Genomic DNA, 6,105 nt, shown 5'->3' on the forward strand with positions numbered 1-6,105 from the left:
AATTAATTCTGTAATTTTATCAATCTTGCAGAAAAAGATATATAATACCAAATCTGGTTATTAAAAACCGATTATTTATTCTCCCTTTTGCATAAGTGCCTCTTGCATGAGTGCCTCTTGCCTTAAACCCTAATTAATATTATGCCCGATCGCTAATTAAATTAGCAATCGGGCAGTGGTGAGAATTAATGGCTCTCCCAGGTTTGGTGGGTAAAATGTATTCTAAGATACATTCCTCCTAGCGAGGGGGTGGAACGAACCACAAAGACACAAAGGACACAAAGATCGATCGATCATATTGTAAGTTAAACTCATCACACAGAACCTAGAAGAGCCAATTAATTAACCCAAGATTTAGAAAGCTTGTTCAACTTCGGCAATTTCGGGAATCACTTCCCGGAGACGACGTTCGATGCCCATTTTTAGGGTCATGGTGGAACTGGGACAGGAACCGCAAGCGCCTTGAAGACGCAGTTTGACGACTGGCCCGTCGATTTCGACTAATTCCACGTTACCACCATCCGCCATCAGGTAGGGGCGCATTTCATCTAAAACTTGTTCGACGTTATCAGGAGTCAGTGTTAAAGACATAATCAGCCTCTGGTCAGAGATTTATTAGAGTGTAAGTAAGTGGTTTCAATTAAATTGAAGATAGATTTTGTCTTTGATCCCCCCTGCCCCCCTTGATAAGGGGGGATCCCCCCTTAATCCCCCCTTTGATAAGGGGGGTGCCGATAGGCGGGGGGATCTACCCTTGATAAGGGGGGTTTGATCCCCCCTGCCCCCCTTGATAAGGGGGGTGCCGATAGGCGGGGGGATCCGACAATTTTTAACACCCACCTACTTAGTTACTTCGATCCTAACGCTTTTTGGGCGGGGATAACCCTTAAGATTCTAAAAGCTGCAGATTGATAAAAGTAAATTCTGTGGTGGATTTTTCGCCCCCGGCATCGATTGCGTTAATCACTTGACAGGAGGGTAAATAATAATTACCGATTTTTTCGTAGGTTTCCTTAAAGTCACGTTTTCCCTTTAATTCATCGGTTTTAGCATTGCGGAAAATGGCATTATAGCGAATAGAAATATAACCTTCTCCCGTATCGAGACTTTCCTCGGTATTAATAGTAAAAGCCATCGGTCCCATGACTCGACTGACTTGACAGATTTCCTGGCCGCGGACCTTATAATTAGATCCCATCGCATCGCCGGTGACAAGAATTTCTACCGCACCGGTGGGATCATCTTGCCCGAAATTAAACTGGTTTTTGCCGTGGGAGGCATCAAAATTGCCTCTTTTGCGGTGAGTAACGATGTCGCGCATTTGATTATAGATACTTTCTTGCACTTTCTCGTCATCAATGCCCGTTACTTCCACACTATAATCGGCATTAACTTGAATTTTGCCCGTATGGACTTCCTCCCCTTGGGTGAGGATAATATCAGCAGTGTAACCGGGGAATCCTTCATCCCAAGTGTAACGGTTTTCGTAGGCGGAGCGGAAAATATCTCGGGCGTTCGTCGTGGCTACAGTCATAATCGCTTTACTTGTGTTGATAACTCCATTTATATCATTGTCGCTGATTTTTTCGCCTCTGGCCGAGATTTCTAGAAAACTAGATGAATTCCACAGCTTAGGGAAAAGTCAGTTAGAATGGGTCAATGACCAGTCCCTTGCTCGATTGCCATAAATCTAAATAAGCAAAAAATAAACATGAGCAATTATGACAAAATTAAGTCCAAAAGTTACCGCAATTATTCGTTCTGGTGAACAACAAGGATATGTAGGTGAATGCGTGGAAATTTCGATTGTCACCCAGGGAAATACCTTAGATGAGGTGGTTAATAATCTCCAAGAAGCCATTTTACTGCATTTAGAGGGAGAAGACCCCAGGGAGTTCGGTCTAGTTGCCAAACCTTCTCTACAGATTATATTTGAGTTACAGCCAGAATATGCCTAAGCTGAAACAACTATCCGGCAAAGACATTATGCTGTTCTTAATTTAAATTGCTTGTTGAGACGAGGTAAGAGGCAACCCCCCTCCGACATTGGGGTAGGGTTGATTCATGAATCAACCCTACTATTAATCAACCCTACTATTAATCAACCCTACCAACATCGGGGGGGTTTAAGGATAGGCGGTTAAAATGCGTCTTAGCTGATCAAAAATCAGGCTAAAATAGAAAAAACTCACCCTCAGCGACCAAGGCGATGGCAAAAGAAACGGCGAAAATCAAGCTTTATCGGAAAACCTATCAACTTCCCCAACTAAATCGCCCCGATTTATTGGTTTTGCAGGATCAGATTCAAGAAAGACAGCAACTGATTAAAACTGGAAAACGGGTCCGCAATACATGGTTAGGATTGAGGAAAAAAGAAGAACCCCTCAATTTCGAGGAAACTTTTCAAGAATTAGAAAGATTAGTCAAGGACTATAACCAGTTAATCGGATTTCTCACCGACCATAAGGATGAATACCGGCGGTTTTTCCTGTCACTGACCGAGGAAATCAAGGAGGCAGTGGCGGTTAAATGCCATAAATTGGCAGAAAAAGAGCGAAAACGCCAATCTTTGGAGAATAGCATCGGCTCGGCTGAACTGCGAGATACCCTGAGACTACAGAAACAGCAGATTTTCCGCACCGTGATTCTCTTTGGTTGCGCCAGCTTGCTTATGCTCAAGAAAATCGACTTAATCAGCGAAAGTATCCAGAAATTAGCTGAAGATCAGGATACACAAAAACAGGTTTTCTCGAAAATGATCGGCGAGTTGAACGGGTACAAACAAGTGTATCAGTTGCAGCTGGAGTTAGATAGTCTGGAACAAGAAGCGATCGAAATGGCCAAAGTAGCCATTAATCTAGAACAATACCTAAAACCAATTATCGGGCAGTTTCAAGGCTTAATCGATCGAGTAGTGACCATTGACGGGGAACTTTCCCGCAGTGTCAGCGAAGTGGAATCCCTCGTCCAAAACATTCTCAGTTCCGAATCGGCCGTATCTTTCCGCAAAAACGAGAATCTATCGGCTAGTTTGCTCAATTTCCTCGTCACCAGCGAAGAAAAGCGCGGCCGTTTAGCGATCGCATTAGAGCGAGCCGAGCAGGAAGGATGGCAATGGACGGAAGTGGAAATCCCCGACGAGGAAATCGAACTGGAAACCGCCATTCAACGCATCAACAACCATGTAATCGAGAGAGTCGGGAATTTTACCACCTCTACCGAAAACCTACCCAATGGGATAACACTGAAGATGGTGAGCTTACCAGCAGGTCAATTTCTCATGGGATCTCCTGACAGTGATCCCGATGCTCGCGATAATGAAAAGCCTCCACACCAAGTTCAAGTCAACGGTTTTGCGATTGGGAAATATTCGGTGACTCAGGCACAATATGAAGCGGTAATGGGAACCAATCCCTCTCGGTTTCAAAATAATCCCCAAAATCCGGTAGAAAAGATTAGTTGGAATGACGCTCAAGCCTTTTGTCGGAAATTGAGTCAGATAACAGGGAAAACCTATCGTCTCCCCACAGAAGCGGAATGGGAATATGCTTGTCGTGCGGGGACTACTACTCGCTTTTATTTCGGTGATGATGCTAATCAGTTAGGAGATTACGCTTGGTATTACGGAAATTCTCAGGGGACAACTCATCCTGTGGGCCAGAAAAAGCCCAATGCTTGGGGACTCTATGACATGAGTGGCAATGTTTGGGAGTGGTGCGAAGACGATTGGCACGATAACTATATCGGAGCGCCGACGGATGGCAGTGCTTGGATAACAAATAATAATGATAATGATTATGATTATCGCATACCGCGGGGCGGTTCTTGGTACAATATTCCAAATCTCTGCCGTTCCGCTTTCCGCAACTACAACTACCGCCGCCTCTTCTTCAACGTCGGTTTTCGGGTGGTGTGCGGTGCTCGGAGGACTCTGTAACCCTTTTACCCTTTTTCTCTTTTTCTCTTTTTCCCGCCTAGCGGCGGGTCGATTTTTTTTTGAGAAAATTGAGGTAGCATGAGTAGAAAACGGGTTTCTCGGAGAAACCGGTTTTCTGTGGGTTACTCAAGGGATTTAGGATAATTTGTAGTTTGAGTTAAGGTTCGTAGTTGCGCTTTAGCACTTCATGTTGTCCGCACTACAGTAACGGCAAATTTGGCTTCAGCGTCCAGAAAGAAATCTATGAGAGTCTCCGTGACACGAGAGAATATAATAGTGAAGTGTGGAAAAAGTTCGGCGATCACATCGGCTGGAAAAAAGGAGAAAATTGCTTGTCTTACTCTGACCTAATCTTTAACAAGAATGCTCCCAAAGCTCATTTCCTTATTTGTATTTTTCACATTTTTTCAAAAAAATGGTAGATAAACAACTGAAAACTGTTATCTGGATTGGAGCATCAAAAAAGGAGCTATTAGAATTTCCTCAAGAGGTTATTGATGAAGTTGGCTATATTCTTTATCGTGTTCAGAACAATCAGAATCATCCTAACATCAAAGCCTTAAAGGGCTTTAATGGTGTTTTTGAAATAGTCAGCGATTATCAAACCGATACCTATAGAACAGTTTATGCCATCAAACTAAGCAATGCTATTTTTATTCTCCATGCCTTTCAGAAAAAATCAAAATCGGGGATTAAAACACCAAAACAAAATGTTAATCTAATCAAAGAACGCCTAAAAAAAGCACAGGAAATCGCAAAAGAGCAATAATAAATAACAAAAAGGAGATAAATGATTATGACAGAATATACTATTAGTTCGGGAAACATTTTTGAAGACTTAGGCTTTGCTAATGCAGAAGAAAAACTCGCTAAAGTCAAGCTGGCTTCAGTGATTTACGATCTGATTACTGAACAAGAATTAAGCGAGCAGGAGGTCAGTCAAATTTTGGGGATTGACGAGGCTAAAATTTCTAACTTAAAAAATGGCAGATTGCAAAAATTTTCTCTTGAGCAGATGTTTGACTTTCTAGTAGCATTAGGTCAGAAGATAGAAATCTTAGTAACTCCCCAAGCCTTAGCAAACTCTAGTTTAAGTATCCAGGTCATGTATCGAAATCAATCCTAATCTAAGCGCAATCGCCGATCTCATAAGGTGCGTTAATGTTAATGTAACGCACCTCAACTAACCTATTTTAGCTAATCCTTGTAGTAAAATAAAACAGGACACTCGACTTAACCCTTAACCTTACAAAAGTCATCATGAATATTCAACTAAAACCCAATCAAGAACAATTTATCCAAAAACAGTTAAAAAGTGGCAGATTTAATAGTTCAGAACAAGTCATAGATACCGCTTTTTACTTGCTAGAAATCCTCGATGAAGATTACTTACAATGGGTAGAAGAAACTCGTCAAAAAATTGACGTTGCCATAGCAGAATTAGATAATGGAGAGGGATTAGATGGAGAAAAAGTCATAAATGATATACTCGAAAAATTTAAAAAAGCGCAACAAAAATAATTATAAATCGTTATATTATTGCGCCTTCAGCCAGTCAAGATTTAAACAAGATTGCCGATTATTTTTTAGTAGTAAATATTGAAGCAGGTGAAAAACTATTCAGAAAATTTTACAAAAAGTGTCAACAATTAGTACAATTTCCCAAGTTAGGACGCAGCTATAGTCATATTAAACCATCCTTGAGAGGTTTACCTTTAGATGGATATATTATTTTCTATCGAGTAATTAATGAAACGTTGGAAATTTTAAGAATTGTTAATGGTCGTCAAGATTTAGATGCTTTATTCTCTGAGATCAAATAAAGGTTGAATGATGCAATCACCTGTAGGAGAAAAAGAACGACTGAAAAAAGCACAGGAGATCGCAAAAGAGCAACAATAAATACCAAAAAGGAGATAAATGATTATGACAGAATATACTATTAGTTCGGGAAACATTTTTGAAGACTTAAGTAGCTAGGCAGAATTAAACTTAAAACAGTGAGTTTCGTATCCTCCTTTTTGAGCGCGAGCTTCGATCCCTTGTTTAACAGTGAGCGCTAAATCGTACTCATCGGGAAAAATTTGACCTGCCAGTTCATGAGTTTTTAATTGATGCCATTCAATTTCAATAAGATTCATTTCAGAGGAATATTTGGGCAGTTGAAA

General features: G+C 41.0%; 9 protein-coding genes and 1 pseudogene. 7 read left to right on the forward strand and 3 right to left on the reverse strand.

Annotated features, from left to right (window positions below):
* Positions 1 to 354: 354 nt before the first annotated feature.
* Together LW728_RS17845 and LW728_RS17850 are read right to left on the reverse strand one after the other, a co-directional pair.
* Positions 355 to 591, reverse strand: coding sequence for a NifU family protein (locus LW728_RS17845; RefSeq protein ID WP_002779291.1), 237 nt, complete (start codon positions 589 to 591; stop codon positions 355 to 357).
* A 295-nt stretch (positions 592 to 886) separates the two neighbouring features.
* Positions 887 to 1,534, reverse strand: a complete 648-nt coding sequence (locus LW728_RS17850; protein ID WP_004268696.1) for a DUF3386 domain-containing protein — start codon at positions 1,532 to 1,534, stop codon at positions 887 to 889.
* A gap of 187 nt (positions 1,535 to 1,721) precedes the next feature.
* Between LW728_RS17850 and LW728_RS17855 the strand changes: the two genes are divergently transcribed.
* From LW728_RS17855 to LW728_RS17885, 7 genes are all read left to right on the forward strand, one after another.
* The gene (locus tag LW728_RS17855) at positions 1,722 to 1,958 is read left to right on the forward strand and encodes a type II toxin-antitoxin system HicB family antitoxin (RefSeq protein WP_002753114.1); all 237 of its coding nucleotides are present in this window, start codon (positions 1,722 to 1,724) and stop codon (positions 1,956 to 1,958) included.
* Between the two features lie 251 nt (positions 1,959 to 2,209).
* Positions 2,210 to 3,937 carry an SUMF1/EgtB/PvdO family nonheme iron enzyme gene (locus LW728_RS17860; RefSeq protein WP_287767468.1) on the forward strand — a complete coding sequence of 576 codons (1,728 nt, stop codon included), beginning with the start codon at positions 2,210 to 2,212 and terminating at the stop codon, positions 3,935 to 3,937.
* 170 nt (positions 3,938 to 4,107) lie between these two features.
* Positions 4,108 to 4,359, forward strand: coding sequence for a GUN4 domain-containing protein (locus tag LW728_RS17865; protein WP_287665292.1), 252 nt, complete (start codon positions 4,108 to 4,110; stop codon positions 4,357 to 4,359).
* A complete protein-coding gene (locus tag LW728_RS17870; RefSeq protein ID WP_287767470.1) occupies positions 4,353 to 4,706 on the forward strand; it encodes a type II toxin-antitoxin system RelE/ParE family toxin in 354 nt (117 codons plus the stop codon). Before LW728_RS17865 ends, LW728_RS17870 begins: the two co-directional genes overlap by 7 nt.
* Positions 4,707 to 4,733: 27 nt before the next feature.
* Positions 4,734 to 5,063: a helix-turn-helix domain-containing protein gene (locus LW728_RS17875; protein WP_002737427.1), complete on the forward strand. Its 330-nt coding sequence runs from the start codon at positions 4,734 to 4,736 to the stop codon at positions 5,061 to 5,063.
* Between the two features lie 134 nt (positions 5,064 to 5,197).
* Positions 5,198 to 5,458 carry a ribbon-helix-helix domain-containing protein gene (locus LW728_RS17880; protein ID WP_287767472.1) on the forward strand — a complete coding sequence of 87 codons (261 nt, stop codon included), beginning with the start codon at positions 5,198 to 5,200 and terminating at the stop codon, positions 5,456 to 5,458.
* 50 nt (positions 5,459 to 5,508) lie between these two features.
* Positions 5,509 to 5,760, forward strand: coding sequence for a type II toxin-antitoxin system RelE/ParE family toxin (locus LW728_RS17885; protein ID WP_287767478.1), 252 nt, complete (start codon positions 5,509 to 5,511; stop codon positions 5,758 to 5,760).
* Positions 5,761 to 5,913: 153 nt separating this feature from the next.
* On the opposite strand, the pseudogene LW728_RS17890 reads toward LW728_RS17885, so the two are convergent.
* Positions 5,914 to 6,105: pseudogene (locus tag LW728_RS17890) on the reverse strand (IS630 family transposase); the annotation flags it as partial.

The sequence above is a fragment of the Microcystis sp. 49638_E5 genome, from assembly GCF_021300285.1.
Taxonomy (GTDB): Bacteria; Cyanobacteriota; Cyanobacteriia; order Cyanobacteriales; family Microcystaceae; genus Microcystis; species Microcystis aeruginosa_C.

Coding starts and splice junctions, on each gene's coding strand:
- LW728_RS17845 (WP_002779291.1), bottom strand. CDS start 591: ATGTCTTTAACACTGACTCCTGATAACGTCGAACAAGTTTTAGATGAA.
- LW728_RS17850 (WP_004268696.1), bottom strand. CDS start 1,534: ATGACTGTAGCCACGACGAACGCCCGAGATATTTTCCGCTCCGCCTAC.
- LW728_RS17855 (WP_002753114.1), top strand. CDS start 1,722: ATGACAAAATTAAGTCCAAAAGTTACCGCAATTATTCGTTCTGGTGAA.
- LW728_RS17860 (WP_287767468.1), top strand. CDS start 2,210: ATGGCAAAAGAAACGGCGAAAATCAAGCTTTATCGGAAAACCTATCAA.
- LW728_RS17870 (WP_287767470.1), top strand. CDS start 4,353: ATGGTAGATAAACAACTGAAAACTGTTATCTGGATTGGAGCATCAAAA.
- LW728_RS17875 (WP_002737427.1), top strand. CDS start 4,734: ATGACAGAATATACTATTAGTTCGGGAAACATTTTTGAAGACTTAGGC.
- LW728_RS17880 (WP_287767472.1), top strand. CDS start 5,198: ATGAATATTCAACTAAAACCCAATCAAGAACAATTTATCCAAAAACAG.